Here is a 17,295-nt window from a genome sequence, read left to right as displayed (position 1 = left end):
GTTCATGAATTTTCCTACGCCGTTTCCAGCAACACGGGTATCAATTCCGGCACAGCGCTGAGCTCGGTCTGAAAGAAGAACGCACGCTCGCCGAAGGCCGGTTGCAGGTCGTCGAACCAGGTCACCTGTGGATCGAAGCGCGCGTAGAACGTGCGCAACACCCATTGCGGATTGCGTGCCTGGAGAAACTGCAAGACGAAAACCTTTTCCCCGGCGACGGTCTCGATGCCGTTGATCAACACCTTGCCGTAGAAGGTGCTCATGGACGGCCCGCGCACCGTGCGCGCCAGCCCCGACACAGTGCGGTACGCCGCCTGGAAGATCTCGAAGGCCCTAGCCAGCGGCATTGCGAAGTAGTGGCTGGGGCCGGTATCGCGTTCGACGAACATGTAATAAGGCACGGCCCCGAGCCGCACGCCTTCGGTCCACAGCGCGGCCCAATCGGCGGGGTTTTCGTTGATGTGGCGGATCACCGGCGCCTGCATGCGCACCGTCGCGCCCGTCGAACGAATGCGCTCGATGGCCTGGCGGGCGATGGCCTGGCGGATCTCCACCGGGTGGTTGTAGTGGCCCATGATCGACAGGTTTTTCCCCGCCGCGACGATGCGTCGGAACAGTTCCAGCAGCTCAGGCGCATCCTTGTCGCTGACAAAACGCTGTGGCCAGTACGCCACGGACTTGGTGCCGATGCGGATGTTCTTCAGGTGTGGCAACGCCAGCAACGGCTCGATGTAACCGGCCAGGGAGCGGGTGTTCATGATCATCGGGTCGCCGCCGGTAATCAGCACGTCGGTCACTTCGCTGTGCACCCTCAGGTAACTGACCAGCTCCTGGGACTCGCGAGCGTTGAACTTGAGTTCTTCCTCGCCGATGAACTGCGCCCAGCGGAAACAGAAGGTGCAGTACGCGTGACAAGTCTGACCGGCACCGGGGAAAAACAGCACGGTCTCGCGATACTTGTGCTGGATGCCCGGCAGGACTTTGCCGTTGAGGGTGACTCCGTTGTGGGTCAACTGCCCGGCCGGATGCGGATTCATGCGCCGCCAGATCGCCTCGATCCGACGCTTGATCGCTGCGCTGTCATCCAGCTCGATCAGTTGTTTGAGCGAGGCATATTCCTCCGCCAGCAACATGTCCTTGTGGGGAAAGGTCATGCGGAAAACCGGATCGTCCGGAATGTTGTTCCAGTCGATCAGCGTGCCCAGCACGTATTCGTTGGTGCGAAACGGCATGACCCGGGCTACCACGGTCATGGCCTCCTGCAACGCCGGCGTCAGCTTGTGCCAGTAAGGTGTGTCGCGGATGGTGCGTGAGTTATAGGGTTTGTAGCGTTCGTGCTCCGACAGTCCTTGCATGGCCGCGCTCCTGGTGATTGCCCTGAGTGTTGTTACGCGATGGCCGGCGCTTTGCGCTCTATGTCCATCCACGCCCGGACGCTGTCGCGATCCCACTGGCGGCGCACATACGCCGCAAGCCGCGCCGGTACCGGATCGCCATTGGCAACCAGTCGGTTGAGCATGATTGCCAGGTCGGTGTCGGCAATGCTCCAGTCGCCGAACAGATGCTCGGCGCCCTCTTCCAGCAGATGCCCGGCGACGAAGAACAGGCGCTCGACGGCGGCTTGGGCCTCGTCGGACAGCGCGGTGTTTTTCTTGCCGAAATACACCAGGTCAAACGGGCGCTCCTTGCGCACCACCAACAAGTCACTGCGCAACCAGGCCTGCAATTGACGGGCACGGGCGCGCTGCTGGAGGTCCTGCGGATAGAGTTTTTTATGCCCCGGGGAGAGTTCATCGAGGTATTCGGCAATCGCCGATGACTCCGACAAGGCAAAATCGTCGTGAACTAACGTTGGAATTTTGCAGGTCAGCGAAAGATCGCGATAACTCGCCAGGTAGTTTTCTCGTGCTTTTAGCTCAACAGTAACAAGTTCAAATGAAAGTTGCTTTTCCTTGAGCGCCACAAAAGCCGACATCGCAAAAGCGCTGACATGATCAGCGCCGACATACAGTTTTAGCTTCCTGTTTTCCATAGAACACTCCATTCACTGACTGCAGGGATCAACGTGCATTGGAAGTGATCGTAGTTAGTTGAACCCAGGCTGGATAGATACAGAATTTGCCCGTTTCAATCGATACAGAAAGTTGTTTTCCACCGACAGACACGCAGCCAAAACCCCGGCAATAACGCTGCAAAAGGCGTTACCGGGGCAGGTCAGAAAAACAAAAAAAAGGGAGCCGACGAAGGTGGGCTCCCTGGGCTGTTGCGGTGGAAAATTACGGCTGGGTGGTGATCAGGCCATGGCTGTCGGCGAAGTTCGAGAGCAGTGCCATTTGCGGCATATTGCTCATGTTCAGCATCGCCAGAGGCTCGTGTCTGCTGGTGTTGACGAAGCCGTGCCTGGTCCAGGCCGGCACCAGCAACACGTCGCCGCCACTGACGTTGACCCCGTCGGCATCGCCGAGGGTCAACACGCCGCTGCCGCACTGGATGACAAACAGATGCCACCAGGAATGGGCATGGCCGTTGAGCGTCACGCCGGGGTTCAGCCATTGCATGGCGATCGCCATGCCAGGCGTCACCTCACAGCCTTCAATGCTCTTGTCGTGAGCCAACGCGACAATATCAACGTCGCTGGCTTCAAGGGTCTGACGCATACCCGCCAGTTCAGTGCCTTTCCATACCTTGGGTCTTGGCGTTCGATGGTGCAGGCTCTGACGAAAGTCCTTATATGAAAAAAACGCACCTTGAAAGTTATCCATTCGCACGTCCTTTCTTATTATTCCCCATACTTTAGCGCTAAACCTTAAGTTAAGGGTTCAGCACTGTAAAGTCGGGAAACAACTTACAAAACCGATGGGCGCAAGGCGGCGATCATGTCCACTTCTATCGCGGCGTTCTTGGGCAACTGATAAACACCCACCGTGGTGCGCGTATGTTTACCAGCATCGCCCAGCACATGACTGAATACATCCGAGGCGCCGTTGGCCACTTCGCTCAAATCGACAAAGTCCGCCGTGGACTTCACATAGACCGTTACCCGGATCAATGACTTGATCTTGTCCAGCGAGCCAATGGCATCGACGATCAACGCCAGCCCACGCATCGCGCTGATGCTGGCGGCCGCTTGCGCATCGGCCATGGTGAGGTCCAGCCCGACGCGGCCGGGGTAATGGATCTTGCCGTTCATGCGCGGCACCAGGCCGCTGATGTACAGCTCATCGTGGTGACGGATCAGCGGTGCGTAATGCCCGCCTGCGGTGTTTTCGTCGTAGATGTCATAACCAAACTCTTTGGCCAGGGCGATGAAGCGTTCATCGCAGGTCATGTGCTGGATCATTGATCGAACCTCTTGATCAGAAATACAAAAACGTTGGTGCTTGCCTGTTCAACACACCGCTCGGGTGGCCGGTGCCAGGCAAGTCACCTCGATGCGTGACTCAATCACCTCGGCCAGACGCAACAGGTCGTTGCTCAGTTGCCCGTAGTGTTCGTTGAACAACACGATGTGGCCGATGAATGAGAAGTTGTCCTTGATCTGCGCGCTGACCGAGTCACCGACACGCTTGGCGTACTGCCCCTCCACCAGGTCGATACGCAGGGCGCGGGCCAGGGCCTCGATGTCCGGCGTCGCGCGCAGGATGCCGCCGGCCGGCGCCCTGAGCAGGCGTATGCCGCAATAACCGCGGGCCACTGGCTCATGCTGTTGGGTCTTGCCTTCCACCGCCCAGCGCACCCAGCGTTCCCACGGATCGAAATTGACGAAGGCACGTTTGGCCAAGTCCCAAATGTGCATGCCGCCGGGGCGCATGTTGGTTTCCACGGCCGAGGTCAGGTTGTCACTGCGCAGGAACACTTCGTTGTGCCAGGCCCCATTGTTCCGGGACACCAGGCCCGACATATGCCGACCGGCTGCCATCAAACGTGCCTGCACCTCAGCCGGCAGCGGTGCGGGTACGACTTGCTGGATCTCTGCGCGGTAGGCGCCTTCGGTGGTGGTTTTTTCCGTCACCCAGGTGCTGCCGGCCACGTAGTCCCAACTGTATTCCCGGGCGTTCTGCACCAGTTCTTCAAGAACGATGCCGCCTTCGCGGTAAGGCTTCAGGGCGAGCCAGGCGTCATCGCATTCCGAAGGGCGATGGATGACGCGACAGCCCCGGCTCGCGCCTTCGCAGGCCGGTTTGATGAAGGCCTTGCCACCCAGTTCGACGACTCGCCGGCGCAGTTCCGACAGGCTTTCGACCCGCGCGGAAAACACCGGCCGGTATTCTTCGGGGGCGGTGCTGGCCGCCGCTTCGAGCTGGCGGAAAATCTGCTTGTCCAGGCCCGCCCGCGCTTCGCCCGGGGTTATGCCCGGCAGGCCGAAATGACTGGCCAGCGCTGCACCAAGCAGCACGCCGCGATCGGAGAACGGCAGTACGCCGATCAGCTTCCAGCTGTCGGCATTCAGGCACCCCACCACCAGTTCAAGGGACGTCGCCACATCGTCTTCGGCCAGTGAAGTGCTGCAGACGTGGTCGGCCACCTGGTCGTCATGGAGCTGAATTTTCTCGACCAGCAGGATGAGCCTGGCGTTGTAGAGCGACTTGCACAGCTCGCGCAGCTTCTGGATGTCGTGAACCCGATTGCCGTTGTAACCGACCACTACTACGCATGAAGTCGTATTCATAATGCCCCCGACCTGCAAAGTGAAATCCGCAACGGCGATGACTCAGTCATGCAACGACGCATTGGATTTACGGTTGAGCCAATACCAGGCCAGGATCCCTGCGGCACCGATGGCGGCCAGCACCAGCGCGTTGTACGGCGCCGGTACCACCCGCATGATCAACACGGTCAGACCGGCCCCCACCCCCAGGGACACTTCCTTGACGAACATGTTGTTCTGCTTGACCGAGAAGTAATCGAGGTAGCTGAAGGCGCATTCGGCGATGGACAGCAGCGCCACCCAGACCAGCGCCCCGGCGAGGGTTTCGACGTGGAACGCGGCTGGCGCAGACAGCACCGCAAAGCCGCCGACGATGATCCCGATCACCGCCACGACCTTGAAACGCCCGGTGCGCTCGATCAGCTTCATCACCGGCACCTGGGCGAAGACCACCACGGCGCTGTTGAGGATCAGCATCAAGCCGTACCAGGCCGGCAGCTCGCCGGTATTGAGCAGGATCGCCTGTGGCAGGATCGAGAACACCCCGAACAGCTTGATGCCCATGATGATCCCGGCAATCACCCAGGGCAGTTTGTTGCCCCAGTTGCTGCCGGCCTGAGTGGCCGGGCGGGCTACCACCGGCTCGGTGGTGAAGGTCGCGCCGAGGGCGATCGGCAGGCACAGCAATACGAACGCAGCCGCACCGAGAAAAAACATGGTTGGAGTGAGCAGTGGCGACAGCAGGATCAAACCGGCCACCAGGCTGCCCATGTTCATGGCCACGCGGTTGTAGGCCGCGCCTTCCTTGGTCTGGGCCGCTTCGCTCTTGATCAGGTAACCGGCAATGGCAATGCCGTAGGCAAACAGTGCGGCGGCAAACATCACCATGCCTTGATGGCTGGTCAGCGCCAGCAGCACCAGGCCAAGGCCGGCACACAGCAGCGTGACGCTCAGGGAACGGCGGCCAAGCACCAGTAAAGTCAGGGGCAACAGCAGCAACGAGGCGCGATATCCAAGGGCCAGGATGCTGTTGGTGGCGGTGTCGAGCCAGACGTTGGCCTTGCCCAGCACCGCAAACAGCGAGACGGCGGTGATGATCCGGATCGTGAATAACCGCAGGTTAATGACCGGTTTGGCTACCGCGACCGTTGTTTCGACACTCATGCAGCACCTCAGGAACCGGGTGAATGCCCGCCGACAAAGGCCGACATTCAGAAAAGTCTGTAAGGGCATGGTAGAGAGAGAGGCTTGTCCTGATCAGTGCAAGTTCGTATAGAATCCAACGAACTTTACTGCCGGAGAGACCAGTAAAATGCAGGTTCAACGAGCAGTCATTGCCGCCATTGAATTCCAGCCCGGCGTGCCGCTGGTGCAGCAGATCGTCGATCAGCTGACGCAAGCCATCAGCACCGGTGGCCTGCCCCACGGCGCCAAGCTGCCGCCGATTCGCGAACTCTCCGACTTGATGAACGTGGGCAAGTCCACGGTGGTCGATGCCCTGGATCGCATGCGGGCCAAGGGGCTGGTGGTGTCTCGCCAGGGCTCCGGGCATTACGTGCATCGCTCCGAAGCGGCGCTGAAAAGCGGCACCGGCCCGGACCTGCAACCCCAGGACACCCTCAGCGTGATTCGTCGCGCACTGCTGCTGGACAACGGCGCGCTGCGCCCCGGCTGCGGTTTTCTGCCAACCTCGTGGCTACCCGCGGAAGAACTGCAGAAAGCCGTGCGCAGTACCTTGCGGGCGACGTCGTTGCGCATGGGCGAGTACGGCGTGGCCGGCGGTTACTTGCCGTTGCGCCAGGCCCTACGGGTCAAACTGGCGACCTTCGGCATCGAAGCGCCGGTGGACCAGATCATCACCACCGCCAACACCATGCAGGCCATCGACCTGCTGATGCGCCTGTTGGTCAAACCCGGCGACACCGTGCTGCTCGACGACCCCTGCTACTTCAACATGCACGCCAACCTGGCGTTGCACGGGGCCAAAGTCATCACCATCGCCCGGGATTGCGACGGCATGGACCTCGACGCCTTCGAGCAACTGCTGATCGCCCACAAACCCGTGCTGTACATGACCAACAGCACGCTGCATAACCCCACCGGCCACTCGTTCACCCCGGCCCAGGTCTACCGCTTGCTGGAACTGAGCCACCGCCATGGCTTCCACATCGTCGAAGACGATCTGTACTGCGACATCCAGCAACGCCGCACCCCGCGCCTGGCCGCCAGCGGGCTGGACAACGTGAGTTATGTCTCCGGCTTCTCCAAGACCCTGACCGCCAACAGCCGGGTCAGCTACACCGTGCTCTCGCCACAATTGGCGGCACGAATGATCGCCCTGAAAATGGCTTGCGGCGGGGTGACGTCGGAGCTGGCGGAGCAAATCACCTGCACCATGCTCAACGACGGCAGCTATGCCAAGCATGCGCGGCGCACAGTGGATCGGTTGTATGAATCGAACAGCCGGGTAGCAAGTTGGCTAGCGGAAGCCGGATGTTCATTGTCGTCGTTGCCGGGAGAAGGCGTGTTTATCTGGGCACGGTTGCCGGACGGCTTGCATGCCGAGAACCTGGCTCGACAAGGTCTGGATAACAATATGGTATTGGCGCCGGGCACCTTGCTGAGCAAAGGGCCGGATGCCAGCCAGTTCCTGCGCTTCAACGTGGCTCACAGTGACAGCTTGCAGGTGCGCGAGCGCTTTTTCCGGTTGCTTGATAAACCACTTAAATAACTGACTGCCCTCAATCCTGTGGGAGCGGGCTTGCCCGCGAAGAGGCCGTCACATCCAGCATCAATGTTGCCTGACCCACCGCCTTCGCGGGCAAGCCCGCTCCCACAGGGGTTGTGGTGTCCAATGAGATCCCCGGCCACCAGATCGCTACGATTGCCGACCTCATCCTTGACGGCTAACTTCGCCCGGTCGCTGCCAATTCAGCGACCGGGCCTGATAACCCGGGTAAGATACGGGCGCACAAGCGCCACCAATCACGATTGCCGGCGTTTTTTTATGCCCGCACATTCGTGCAATGGCGGCTGTGCGTGGGAGACCTTCGGGTCTGCCGGAATCCCGTATCTCCGGTTTATCAGCCTGCGCACAGCTGCCACCCATTCGCCTGATAACGAACGTGGTAGCTCTCAACTTGATTCGGGAGCTTTACTCATGAATGCTATTGGTCTGTCTGCTTCAATCGTCATTCACCACCTACCAACCAACAGGAGGTGAAGCCCAATGACCAATCCCCAAGACCTCAAAACCATCGGCCTCACCCCCTTCTCCTACCACGCTAACGAACCACTGTTCCGCATCAACGCCGGTGTCCCGGTGGTCGAAGCCCTCTACCACGCCTCCGACCTGCTCCACCTCGCCAAACTGCTCGCCTCAGACGCAGCCATGGTTCGCGACAGCGATCGGCATGCCTGGGCCTCGCATTTCCTGCAGGACATGAGCAAGGCAATCATCGACGACGTGGTGAAGGTGCTCGATGCACCATGTAACAACCGCGCATAAATGAAAAAGCCCCACCGTTCTCTCGAAAGGAGGGGCTTTTGCGCTGCAGGCTGTTTCAACTTTTGGGCCAAACGATACAACCTCTTCGCTGCAACCAGAGCTCAGGAAAACATGGCGCGCTGCTCAGCTTCGTAATGCCGGGTCTGAAAAGGCATGAGGGCTTGGGCTTTTAGGCCAAGGCCCTCACTCAACCCCCAAGAGACAGCGAGCTCATCACGGCGTCGACGCAGTGGCGTGATGGTTTGTAGCATCACGGCTTGCACGGAAGTCGAATGTGCAAAAAGCTCGAGTACATTGAGAGTTTCCGACACCCGGAGATCGGATAAGCAAGTAAATCGAGTAAATCGCTCGAGCAGATAGCCAGCGCGCCGAACCTCCACTTCGTCAGTGTGACTATTCAAAAAAGCGGTTACCTCGCTTTCAAGATTTGAGTCCGAGTACCAGACAGCTTTGGCGGCGCTCACGAGAGCAACGTCATCAGCTTGATTCAAAGGTCTCTTTACCAGTGTGTCCAAGGCGGATAAGAGGACGTGGCCGCTATGGGGCTTCGTCATCTGTGCTCTCCAGATAATCATGCAAAATATTAGTGAGAACGGAGATTGGTGGCTCCTTGTTGCCAACATATACATCAATCGCCTGCAATGCCAGTCGACGGAACTCGGTAGTCAGGATGAAACCAGCCCTGAGAAGTGCCTTGATATCACCAATGTCCTGATCGGTCGCCCTGCCCAGCTTGGAGATGGCAATGTCGACAGGTGCTGCGATATGAACGTGCAGCGGGGACTCAATCGGAAACTCTTCAAAAGGAAGGCTCCGCTCCCAATAGTCCTCATGTATCGGGCCAAAACTGGTGTTGTATTGCAGGTCGTAGTTCAGCTCCATCAATCGACCGGATCGCTCATCAACAAACTGTTCGGGTATCTCTGCGAGCATGGTTTGCAGGTGTAAACCTTCGGGAACATGAGCCTCATAAATCTCGGCATCGACGTCGGTGGAAACGCGATGATGGGTATAAAGGTGAACAGCGCAGCCACCGAAGACGATAATTTTGACCGCCCCTGGTCCTGCGTTCTCAAGTTCCAGCTCCGCTTCTACAGATTTGAACATCGAAATCAAAGCCTGCCCCAACGCTGTATTCGTCTTAACACGCGGGGTGATTACATCTGGCAGTTCCATCGTAGAGCCTCTGGGATGCTTGTGATGACAGCATCCCCGAGGCTAGATATGCGACTTCCGACCCTCAACCTGAAAACCCTGTGGGAAAGTTAAGGTAAATCCGTAAGCATTTTCGCGTGCCATATCGTCCCACTTTACGCGAGTCTGCTCGCAATGACGGCAACACGGTTCATCAAAATTACCCCCAACAAAAAGCCCCGCTCTTCTCTCGAAGGCGGGGCTTTTCTTTACAGCATCCGACGCTTAAGGCGCGTACGTCAGCAACAACTCCGCCGGCACTTTGAAGTCCAGGGACATCATCACGCTCAACGCGGTAATGGTGAAGATCGAGAACACGAACAGCTTGCGTGCCCAGACCGTGTCATCCACTGCCTTGTAGCCGGTCCAGGCCATGTACAGCCAGTACATGCCCATGGCCGCGGCGACGGCGAGGTAGCTCATGCCGGCGTAGCCGCTGAAGGTCAGCATCAAGGTCGCCACGAGGAAGGCCAGGATGTAGAGCAGGATGTGCTTCTTGGCCACCTGGATGCCGCGCTTCACTGGCAGCACCGGAATCGATGCGGCCAGGTAATCGTTGAAGCGGAAGATCGCGATGGCGTAGGAATGCGGCATCTGCCACAGGCTGAACATCACCAGCAGGGTCAGTGCGGCCACGTCGAAGGTGTTGCTGACTGCGACGTAGCCAATCACCGGCGGCATGGCGCCCGACAGACTGCCCACCAGCGTGCCGTGAACCGACTTGCGCTTGAGGTACAGGCTGTAGAAGCCGACGTAGATCACGAAGCCGATCACCGCGAACAAGGCGGCTAACGGGTTGGCCACCTTGTACAACAGGGCAACGCCGGCGACACCCAGGACGGTCGCATAGATCAGGGCCAGTTTCAGGGAGATCAAGCCCTGGACCAGCACGCGGTTCTTGGTGCGTTCCATCTTGATGTCGATGTCGCGGTCGATGCAGTTGTTGAACACGCAACCGGAGGCAACCACCAGGGACGTGCCGATCATGGCGGCCAGGAAGATGGCCAGATCGACATGCCCTTTGGAGGCCAGGAAAAATCCGCCTGCCACAGAAAGCACGTTACCGAAAATGATCCCCGGTTTGGTGATTTGGATAAAGTGCTTGAGGGACATGCGGACTTACCTCACTTCGCCATCATGAACGTGTGGATGCTGAACATGATCCACAGCGACAGGCCAACCAGCAGGACGATCACGATCGCGGCGAAGACAAACGCAATCACGTTGTTACGCTGCGCGGCCGAACGGTCCAGGTGCAGGAAGTACACCAGGTGCACCAGCACCTGGATGACTGCGAACGCGACGACGATCATCAGGGTGATCGACTTCGGCAGCGTCGGGTACATCACCAGACCGAACGGGATCAGGGTCAGGATCACCGACAGGATGAAGCCGATGCCGTAGGACTTGACGCTGCCGTGACCGGCGTCGTCGTGGGAGTGTGCGTTAGCCATTTACATAGTCCCCATCAGGTAAACAACGGTGAATACGCAGATCCACACAACGTCCAGGAAGTGCCAGAACAGGCTCAGGCAGCTCAGACGGGTCTTGTTGGTCGCCGTCAGGCCGTTTTTCTGCACCTGATACATCATGATCGCCATCCAGATCAGACCGCTGGTCACGTGCAGACCGTGGGTGCCGACCAGGGTGAAGAACCCAGACAGGAAGCCGGAACGGCTAGGGCCGTAGCCCTCGGAGATCAACACGTGGAACTCGTTGATCTCCATGCCGATGAAGCCGGCACCGAACATGAAGGTCATGGCCAGCCAGCCCAGGACCTGCTTCTTGTTGCCCTTGAAGAACGCCAGCATGGCGAAGCCGTAGGTGATCGAACTGAACAGCAGCAGAGCGGTTTCGCCCAGTACGTATGGCAGTTCGAAGATGTCGTGGCCCGACGGGCCACCCGCTACGTTGTTAACCAGTACCGCGTACGCCGCGAAGATCGACGCAAACAGAATGCAGTCGGTCATCAGGTAGAGCCAGAAACCGAATACGGTCATCTCGCCCGAGTCGTGGTGATGGTCATCATGCCCATGTCCATCGACATGGGTGTGTCCAGCATTGGTCACTAAGTTCGACATGGTTTAAGCCTGTTCCAACGAGGTTTCAACACGGGTGGCGGTGGCCGGGATTTTCCCTGCCGCTACCAGACGCTTGTGCTGCTCGGCTTCGATGCGCTCGATCACGTCGACCGGCACCATATAGCCTTGATCATCACGGGCCGCGTGGATCACGAAGTAGATCACGGTGCCGGCCAGGCTAGCGATTGCCAGCCACCAGATGTGCCAGATCATCGCGAAACCGAACACGGTCAACAGAGCCCCCATGACCACACCGGTCGCGGTGTTGTTTGGCATGTGGATCGGCTGGTACTTGGCCGGGGCCTTGTACGCGGTGCCGTTTTCCTTGGCTTCGGTGAACGGGTCGACAACGTCGGCTTTTGGCAGCACGGCGAAGTTGTAGAACGGAGGTGGCGACGAGGTCGACCATTCCAGGGTGTGTGCATTCCACGGGTCGCCGTGCTCGCACATGTTTTCCGGCTTGTTGCGGTCACGCACGCTGACGTACAGCTGGATCAGCTGGCAAGCGATACCGACAGCGATCATCACCGCACCGAACATGGCGACGTACAGGTACGGCACCCACTCAGGGTTGGTGGTGGCGTTCAGGCGACGGGTCATGCCCATGAAGCCCAGAGCGTAGAGCGGCATGAACGCGACGAAGAAGCCGCTGATCCAGAACCAGAACGCTGCCTTGCCCCAGCCTTCGTGCAGCTTGAAGCCGAACGCTTTAGGGAAGTAGAACGCGAAACCTGCGATGTAACCGAATACCGCACCACCGATGATCACGTTATGGAAGTGCGCGATCACGAACAGGCTGTTGTGCAGAACGAAGTCGGCACCCGGGATGGCCAGCAGTACGCCGGTCATGCCGCCGATGGCGAAGGTCACCATGAAGCCCAGGGTCCACAGCACCTGGCTGGTGAAACGCAGACGGCCCTGGTAGATGGTGAACAGCCAGTTGAACAGCTTCACACCCGTCGGGATGGAAATAAGCATCGTCGCCAGACCGAAGAAGGCGTTGACGCTGGCACCCGAACCCATGGTGAAGAAGTGGTGCAGCCAAACCATGAAGCCCAGGATCGAGATCGCGCCCGATGCGTAGACCATCGAGTGGTGGCCGAACAGTTTCTTGCCGGTGAAGGTCGAGATGACTTCGGAGAAGATACCGAACGCTGGCAGGATCAGGATGTACACCTCAGGGTGACCCCATGCCCAGAACAGGTTCACGTACATCATCGGATTGCCACCAAGTTCATTGGTGAAAATGTGGAAATCCATGTAACGGTCAAGCGTCAGCAGTGCCAGGGTAGCGGTCAGGATCGGGAACGAAGCCACGATCAGGACGTTGGCCCAGGTGCAGGTCCAGGTGAAGATCGGCATGTCCATCAGCTTCATGCCAGGGGTACGCATTTTCAGTACGGTGGCCAGGAAGTTGACCCCCGTCAGCGTCGTACCCAGGCCGGATAGCTGTAGCGCCCAGATGTAGTAATCCATCCCCACGCCAGGGCTGTATTGCAGGCCCGACAGCGGCGGATAGGCAACCCAGCCGGTCTTGGCGAATTCGCCGACGCCCAGGGACAGGTTGATCAGCACCACGCCGGAAACCAGCAGCCAGAAGCTCAGGGAGTTCAGGAACGGGTAGGCAACGTCACGCGCGCCGATCTGCAGCGGCACTGCAAGGTTCATCAGGCCGGTGAAGAATGGCATCGCCATGAAGATGATCATGATCACACCGTGGGCGGTGAAGATCTGGTCATAGTGTTCAGGAGGCAGGTAGCCAGGCGAACCCTCGGTGGCCATGGCCAGCTGGGTACGCATCATGATGGCGTCGGCAAAACCGCGCAGCAGCATGACCATGGCGACGATGATGTACATCACGCCGATTTTCTTGTGGTCGACCGACGTCAGCCACTCGGTCCACAGGTAGGTCCACTTCTTGAAGTAAGTGATACCCGCGAACAGTGCCAGACCGCCGAGCGCGATCATGGCGATGGTCACCATTACGATCGGCTCGTGGAACGGGACTGCTTCCCAACTTAATTTACCAAACATCGTTTACTCCTCTGCCCCGGCAGCTGAATGCGCGTTCATGTCCATTCCTTGCGTAGCGGCCACTTCTTTCTCTTCTTTCTCGTGCTTCACTTTCGGACCCGGTTTCATGCCTTCGTACTTGTCGACGATGGTCTGGAACAGGTTCGGCGTCACCGAGGAGTAGAGCTCGACTGGGTTGTTCTGGCTCTGCTTGGCAAGGGCGGCGTATTCAGCTTGTTCAAGCTGTTTAGGTGCCTTTTTGACTTCGCTTACCCAGGCGTCGAAATCTTCCTGGGAAGTGGCGATCGCCTTGAATTTCATACCGGTGAAACCTGCGCCGCTGTAGTTGGCGGAAATACCGTCCATTTCAGCGTTCTCGTTGGCGATCAGGTGCAGCTTGGTCTGCATGCCCGCCATCGCGTAGATCTGGCCGCCCAGCGCAGGGATGAAGAACGAGTTCATCACGGCGTCGGAAGTGATCTTGAAGTTGATCGGGGTGTGCGCCGGGAACACGATCTTGTTGACCGTGGCGATGCCTTGTTCCGGGTAGATGAACAGCCACTTCCAGTCCAGCGCGACCACTTCGATGGTCACCGGCTTCACGTCGGATTCCAGCGGCTTGTACGGGTCCAGGGCGTGGGTCGACTTGTAGGTGACGTAACCCAGGGCAATGATGATCAGCACTGGAACAGCCCACACCGCGATCTCGATCTTGGTGGAGTGGTTCCATTTCGGGGTGTAGGTGGCGTTGGTGTTGGACGCGCGGTATTTCCAGGCGAACAGGAAGGTCATGACGATGACCGGAACCACGACCAACAGCATCAGCAGCGTTGCGGTGATGATCAGGTTTCGCTCGTCCAGACCAACCTGGCCCTTTGGATTGAGCAAGGTCATGTTGCAGCCTGACAGCAACAACGTGCCGATCAGCGGCAATAAGCCTAGTAGTCTGGGGTACCTGTTTTTACTCATCTCACGACCTCTAAAGCAGCTTGCGCAATGCAGTTGGGTTTTGATCGCCAACACTTCACCCTGCCAAGGGTTGGCATTTTTCTTGGATTGAATAAGGGCATGCCCGTCGTGCGTCAGACGCTGTACGACAAATCCCGGGCCTGCGGTGAGTTCTTATTCGAATACGTGGTCAAAGGCCTTGTTACAGACCAATTCCATTTGGTGCGGGTAGTTGGAGGCTCCGACACCTGGGCATCGCATGAAGCCACCAGACCTCTCGACACCCTGTTTCTGCTCACCCCTGGTTAAGATTTGAGCAGTGCCGGGAATTCAGTGCGGGCGATTGTAGATATGTAGCGTTTTATAAACCATGTCTCATCCCGAAATAATTTTTATCCGAACCGGCAACAATCATTACCCGTTTTCGCAAAAGTGGCGCATCTTATCGAAATTCATTCTCAACAAAAACACCAAAATAAGTAGGTCTTCCACCCACGGTTCAGACAGTATCCTGTCCCTCTTCCTTGCCCTTGACCTTGCCCAAGGCCCGATATGACGGGGGCTCTGGCCATTCACCAGAGCCTGTTAAAACTGCCTGTTCGTGCCCGCAATGGAAAAAACCACAAGCCTGCAAAACAACCCGATTTCGGTACGTTTCCATGTACCAATCGGGCCTCCTCGAACGCCCTGCGACGCCGACTCTGTGACAACATGTCGCACATGTGTCGCACCCATGATTGCCCCCCGTCACGGTCTTTTTACCCGGCCTCTGAAATGCGCTCTGCAAGACAAAAAAAGCCCCGGCCCTCTCTTCGAGGACCGGGGCTTTTTTGTCCGACAATGGGTGGCGGCAGATGACCTCAGCGCAGCGCTTTGCGGTTACGCGAGGTCAGCAACGGCACCAGCACCACGATTAGTACGAAGGCGACCAGCGCCCACTGCGCCAGCGACAGACCGAGAATCGGCGGGTATGGCGTGGAGCAGAAACCGTCGACCTGGAAACCCAGCGGGAAGATCTTCGCCAGCGGCAAGTCATCGACAATCGGTTGCAGCACATCGATGCCACAACTGACCGCCGGATAGAACTGCGTATAGACGTGATGCCCGGCAACGCCTGCACCTGCCACCGCACAGATCACCACCAGGGTTTCAAACACCGTGATGCTGCGACGGTTGCGCATGGCCGCGCCAATGAAGGCAAAGATCGCGATCAGCAGCAACGCGTAACGTTGCAGGATGCACAGCGGGCAAGGCGCCTCGCCCAGAACAATTTGCATGTACAGCGCACCGCCGATCAGCGCCAGGCAAATGATGCCCAACAACACCAGGTAGCGCCGTTCACGCCCCAACCGCATGGATTCATCGCTCATCGCGTTTCCCTTCAAAATATCGATTGCCCGCCAGTCTACACGCTGGCCCGGACCTTTGAGAGTCTGGAGCATGTGAGGGGGGTTCGGGGGGAATAGACGACAAGGCGGTTAAGAAGGGATTAACTTTCTGACTTTTTTCAGTTCAGGACCGAGGTGTGGCATTCGCGAGCAAGCCCGCTCCCACAATTTGATCTGCGTACGACGCGGACCAATGTGGGAGCGGGCTTGCTCGCGAAGCAGGCGACTCGGTCTCCCGAGCCGCCTCAACCCCTTACTCCAGCGCCGCTGCCGGCCCGAAGAACTCATAGCGGCTTTGCTTCTCCGGCACGCCCAGTGCCTTGAGGTGGCGCTTGATGGACGCCATGAAACCTTTCGGCCCCAGGAAGTAAACATCCAGGTCACGCTGCTCCGGCAGCCATGCATTCAACTGCTGCTGGCTCAGCAAACCGACCTTGTGCGCCGCCGGGCTCACACCGTCGTCCTCGGAGTAGCAATAGAAGCGCTTGAGCTGCGGGTGACGCTCGGCCAGACCATCGATCCAGTTGCGGAAGGCATGGACGCTGCCATTGCGCGCGCAGTGGATGAAATGCACCGGCCGCTGAGTCTCCAGCGCCGCTTCGAGCATCGCCAGGGTCGGGGTAATACCGACGCCGCCACTGATCAGCACCAGCGGTTTGTCGCTGGCGGTCAGGACGAACTCGCCCGATGGCGGGAACAACTGGATGCTGGCGCCGACATGCAACTGGTCGTGCAGGAAGTTGGAAGCGCGGCCACCGTCCTCACGTTTGACGCTGATGCGGTACTGGCCTTTGTTCGCCAGCGCCGACAGCGAGTAGTTACGACGGATCTCTTCACCGTCGAGGATCAGTTTCATGCCGATGTACTGGCCGGGTTCTGCCACCAGAATCGGCCCTTTGTCCGCAGGTTCAAAGTAGAACGAAGTGATCTCGGCGCTCTCCTCGACCTTGCCTGCCACGATGAACTCCCGCGCCCCACGCCAGCCACCCGGCGCCTGTTCCTTCTGGTCGTAGATGCTGGTTTCGGCACCGATCAGGATGTCCGCCAGTTGGCCGTAGGCCGCGCCCCAGGCCGCGATCACTTCCGGGGTGGCGATCTCTTCGCCCAATACTTCGGCGATGGCCCGCAGCAGGCAGCTGCCGACAATCGGATAGTGCTCAGGCAGGATCTGCAGGGCCACGTGCTTGTTGATGATCTTGGCCACCAGGTCGCCCAACTGGTCGAGCTGGTCGATATGGCGCGCATACATCAATACGCCGTTGGCCAACGCACGCGGCTGATCACCACTGGTCTGGTGGGCCTGGTTGAACAGCGGGCGGACTTCCGGGTATTCGGAGAGCATCATGCGGTAGAAGTGCGTGATCAGCGCCTCACCACCGCTTTCGAGCAGCGGCACGGTGGATTTGACGATGGCACGGTCTTGAGCGCTCAGCATAAGGTGACTCCTGGTCTTCTTGGATTGCTAACGGATTACCCTATGTCTATCAGCTTTCGTGCCAACTATTTAATCGTTAT

General features: G+C 58.6%; 18 protein-coding genes. 3 read left to right on the top strand and 15 right to left on the bottom strand.

Annotation, left to right across the window (positions count from 1 at the left end; all coding sequences use genetic code 11):
* Positions 1-14: 14 nt before the first annotated feature.
* The 6 genes from AC3IP0_RS04595 to AC3IP0_RS04570 all read right to left on the bottom strand — a co-directional run bounded on the left by AC3IP0_RS04595 (position 15) and on the right by AC3IP0_RS04570 (position 5,812).
* Positions 15-1,355 (bottom strand): KamA family radical SAM protein, encoded by a 1,341-nt coding sequence (locus tag AC3IP0_RS04595; RefSeq protein WP_489326730.1) that lies wholly within the window; start codon positions 1,353-1,355, stop codon positions 15-17.
* 32 nt (positions 1,356-1,387) lie between these two features.
* Positions 1,388-2,032 carry a glutathione transferase gene (yfcF, locus tag AC3IP0_RS04590; protein ID WP_489318421.1) on the bottom strand — a complete coding sequence of 215 codons (645 nt, stop codon included), beginning with the start codon at positions 2,030-2,032 and terminating at the stop codon, positions 1,388-1,390.
* Positions 2,033-2,276: 244 nt separating this feature from the next.
* Positions 2,277-2,762 carry a cupin domain-containing protein gene (locus AC3IP0_RS04585; protein ID WP_489326729.1) on the bottom strand — a complete coding sequence of 162 codons (486 nt, stop codon included), beginning with the start codon at positions 2,760-2,762 and terminating at the stop codon, positions 2,277-2,279.
* 83 nt (positions 2,763-2,845) lie between these two features.
* Complete coding sequence (locus AC3IP0_RS04580) at positions 2,846-3,340, bottom strand: RidA family protein (protein WP_489318419.1); 495 nt, start codon at positions 3,338-3,340, stop codon at positions 2,846-2,848.
* A 48-nt stretch (positions 3,341-3,388) separates the two neighbouring features.
* Positions 3,389-4,669, bottom strand: a complete 1,281-nt coding sequence (locus tag AC3IP0_RS04575) for an ATP-grasp domain-containing protein (RefSeq protein WP_489326728.1) — start codon at positions 4,667-4,669, stop codon at positions 3,389-3,391.
* A gap of 42 nt (positions 4,670-4,711) precedes the next feature.
* Positions 4,712-5,812 carry an MFS transporter gene (locus AC3IP0_RS04570; RefSeq protein ID WP_489326727.1) on the bottom strand — a complete coding sequence of 367 codons (1,101 nt, stop codon included), beginning with the start codon at positions 5,810-5,812 and terminating at the stop codon, positions 4,712-4,714.
* 148 nt (positions 5,813-5,960) lie between these two features.
* On the opposite strand from AC3IP0_RS04570, the gene AC3IP0_RS04565 reads away from it, so the two are divergent.
* Positions 5,961-7,379 (top strand): aminotransferase-like domain-containing protein, encoded by a 1,419-nt coding sequence (locus AC3IP0_RS04565; RefSeq protein ID WP_489318416.1) that lies wholly within the window; start codon positions 5,961-5,963, stop codon positions 7,377-7,379.
* A gap of 498 nt (positions 7,380-7,877) precedes the next feature.
* Positions 7,878-8,156, top strand: coding sequence for a DUF3077 domain-containing protein (locus tag AC3IP0_RS04560; RefSeq protein WP_414929743.1), 279 nt, complete (start codon positions 7,878-7,880; stop codon positions 8,154-8,156).
* 101 nt (positions 8,157-8,257) lie between these two features.
* Here AC3IP0_RS04560 and AC3IP0_RS04555 read toward each other — a convergent pair whose 3' ends face one another.
* The 7 genes from AC3IP0_RS04555 to cyoA all read right to left on the bottom strand — a co-directional run bounded on the left by AC3IP0_RS04555 (position 8,258) and on the right by cyoA (position 14,413).
* On the bottom strand, positions 8,258-8,710 hold the full coding sequence (locus tag AC3IP0_RS04555) for a hypothetical protein (protein ID WP_489318415.1): 453 nt from the start codon (positions 8,708-8,710) through the stop codon (positions 8,258-8,260).
* Complete coding sequence (locus AC3IP0_RS04550; RefSeq protein ID WP_489318414.1) at positions 8,694-9,332, bottom strand: DUF6036 family nucleotidyltransferase; 639 nt, start codon at positions 9,330-9,332, stop codon at positions 8,694-8,696. Before AC3IP0_RS04550 ends, AC3IP0_RS04555 begins: the two co-directional genes overlap by 17 nt.
* A 243-nt stretch (positions 9,333-9,575) precedes the next feature.
* A complete protein-coding gene (gene cyoE / locus AC3IP0_RS04545; protein ID WP_489326726.1) occupies positions 9,576-10,463 on the bottom strand; it encodes a heme o synthase in 888 nt (295 codons plus the stop codon).
* An 11-nt stretch (positions 10,464-10,474) separates the two neighbouring features.
* Positions 10,475-10,804, bottom strand: a complete 330-nt coding sequence (gene cyoD, locus AC3IP0_RS04540; RefSeq protein WP_489318412.1) for a cytochrome o ubiquinol oxidase subunit IV — start codon at positions 10,802-10,804, stop codon at positions 10,475-10,477.
* A complete protein-coding gene (locus tag AC3IP0_RS04535; protein ID WP_008046749.1) occupies positions 10,805-11,431 on the bottom strand; it encodes a cytochrome o ubiquinol oxidase subunit III in 627 nt (208 codons plus the stop codon). It lies immediately after the preceding gene.
* A 3-nt stretch (positions 11,432-11,434) separates the two neighbouring features.
* Positions 11,435-13,465: a cytochrome o ubiquinol oxidase subunit I gene (cyoB, locus tag AC3IP0_RS04530; protein WP_150672161.1), complete on the bottom strand. Its 2,031-nt coding sequence runs from the start codon at positions 13,463-13,465 to the stop codon at positions 11,435-11,437.
* A 3-nt stretch (positions 13,466-13,468) separates the two neighbouring features.
* Positions 13,469-14,413 (bottom strand): ubiquinol oxidase subunit II, encoded by a 945-nt coding sequence (cyoA, locus tag AC3IP0_RS04525; RefSeq protein WP_056728479.1) that lies wholly within the window; start codon positions 14,411-14,413, stop codon positions 13,469-13,471.
* Positions 14,414-14,440: 27 nt separating this feature from the next.
* Between cyoA and AC3IP0_RS04520 the strand changes: the two genes are divergently transcribed.
* Entirely contained in the window at positions 14,441-14,701 is a 261-nt protein-coding gene (locus AC3IP0_RS04520; protein WP_489318411.1) for a hypothetical protein, read from the top strand.
* A gap of 551 nt (positions 14,702-15,252) precedes the next feature.
* On the opposite strand, the gene AC3IP0_RS04515 is transcribed toward AC3IP0_RS04520, so the two are convergent.
* On the bottom strand, positions 15,253-15,762 hold the full coding sequence (locus AC3IP0_RS04515) for a disulfide bond formation protein B (RefSeq protein ID WP_489318410.1): 510 nt from the start codon (positions 15,760-15,762) through the stop codon (positions 15,253-15,255).
* A gap of 271 nt (positions 15,763-16,033) precedes the next feature.
* Positions 16,034-17,215: an NO-inducible flavohemoprotein gene (gene hmpA / locus AC3IP0_RS04510; RefSeq protein WP_489326725.1), complete on the bottom strand. Its 1,182-nt coding sequence runs from the start codon at positions 17,213-17,215 to the stop codon at positions 16,034-16,036.
* Positions 17,216-17,295: the final 80 nt, after the last annotated feature.

It is taken from the genome of Pseudomonas sp. GL_103 (genome assembly GCF_057835175.1).
This window is presented reverse-complemented; position numbering and strand designations above follow the sequence as displayed.